2 protein-coding genes are annotated in these 1593 nt (G+C 48.5%); both read left to right on the plus strand.

Annotated elements, in window-relative coordinates; all coding sequences use genetic code 11:
- Positions 1-604 (plus strand): CZB domain-containing protein (locus tag BLP53_RS13460; protein WP_176755305.1); only part of this gene is annotated, 604 nt, incomplete at its 5' end.
- 178 nt (positions 605-782) lie between these two features.
- Positions 783-1593, plus strand: an 811-nt coding sequence (locus tag BLP53_RS13465; protein ID WP_176755306.1) for an MCP four helix bundle domain-containing protein, incomplete at its 3' end; no start/stop codon positions are given.

Consider the following 1593-nt stretch of genomic DNA (forward strand, 5'->3'; position numbering starts at 1 on the left):
TGCCGCTGCTGAATCCCTGGTAGACCAGGCCAACCAGCTGGCAGATGCCATCAGCCAGTTCAAGCTGGAAGACAGGGGACTCGGCAGCAAACCGGTGAATACACATCAAACGGCAACGAGAGCTATGGCCAGCATTGCCAGCCCAGCGCCTTCAGCAAAAAAATTCTCGTTGGATGATGCCAATAAAGCGCATGCCGCGTGGAAAACACGCCTGATCAATTACATGAATGGCAAACATAAAGAAGTGATTAATCATGACGATGCCGCGAGTGATCACAAGTGCGATCTGGGCAAGTGGATTTATGGTGAGGGCAAGCAGCATGCCCATCGTAATGAGTATCGGACGCTGAAAGAGGCCCATGCCCATTTCCATGAGAGTGTGGGTGAAATTCTTGTATGCATCGAGTCCAGGAAACTTGATCAGGCCAAGTTCCTGCTGGGTGGTGATTTTTCGAGAAAATCAAAAGATACGCGTGCTGCCATTGATCACTTGTCCAAGGTGCTTTCTGGCGGCGGGGAAGGTAGCTCGCTACCAGCTAACAAACTGGCCCAGGCCAATCCTTACCAGAAAACGGGCACTGATGATGACTGGGAAGAGTTTTAGCGGATGAATACACAATCACAGCCGACCGGATAAACAGCCGGTGGGAAGTACGATAGAAATTGAATGAGGATTAAACGGGGAAATATGCTTTTAATCATCGCATGTTGTGCATAGCAGATTTGCCATAATGCGACGATATAAAACCATGTTCCGTTCATTTGAATGTTAGGGGTCTGTTATGACAATTGCAAAACGTATGTATCTTCTGGTCGCCGCTTGTGCGATTGCAATGATAATTCTGATTGGCATCGCCTTGAGTCAGGTCATCCGTGTATATGAGTACACCAACCTGGCGAATGTGAATGGTATTCCAAGTATCATGGAGCTGGCCAAAGCCGAGAATTACTACCAGAAGCTACGCCTGAATCTGTTGCGGCATGTCACGGCCACCGCGCAGGAAGAGAAGGATGATTATGCGGGGCAGATCCAGAATCGCCGCAAAGTGATTGAAGAAGCCTTAGATAATTACAAAAGCCTTCAAATGGACGAGCAAGACAAGACCCTGCTGGCTGCAGAACAAAAGATGTTCGCCAGTTACTTTGATCAAATGAATCATGTCCTGGCTTTGTCCAATACAAATGCTCCCGAAGCTGTCGGGCTGTTACAAGAAGCTGACAAACTGGCTGTTATGCTCACTGCAAAACTGGATGAGCATATTGTCTACAATCAGAGACTGAGCCTACAGGATGCAGCGAATGCGGCAGACATTAAACAGGCCGTTGTCTGGGAATTTCTCGGCATTGCAGTCTTATGCCTGGGGATTATTATCGCTTTGGGTGTCTGGATTACCAAACGGCTACGCGCACAATTAGGCGTTGAGCCTGCGGAGTTGACGGTCATTGCGCGTAACTTTGTAGAAGGCAACCTGACCCAGAAGATTGTATTACCTGAAACGGACAAGAGCAGTGTTGCATATTCAATCCGTGTATTGCAGCGTACCCTGGATGGCCTGGTGCAATCACTGGGTTATGTCAGCCAGCAGCACGATG

Origin of the sequence: Methylophilus rhizosphaerae, from assembly GCF_900100975.1 — a bacterium.
In the GTDB taxonomy this organism is placed as follows: Bacteria; Pseudomonadota; Gammaproteobacteria; order Burkholderiales; family Methylophilaceae; genus Methylophilus; species Methylophilus rhizosphaerae.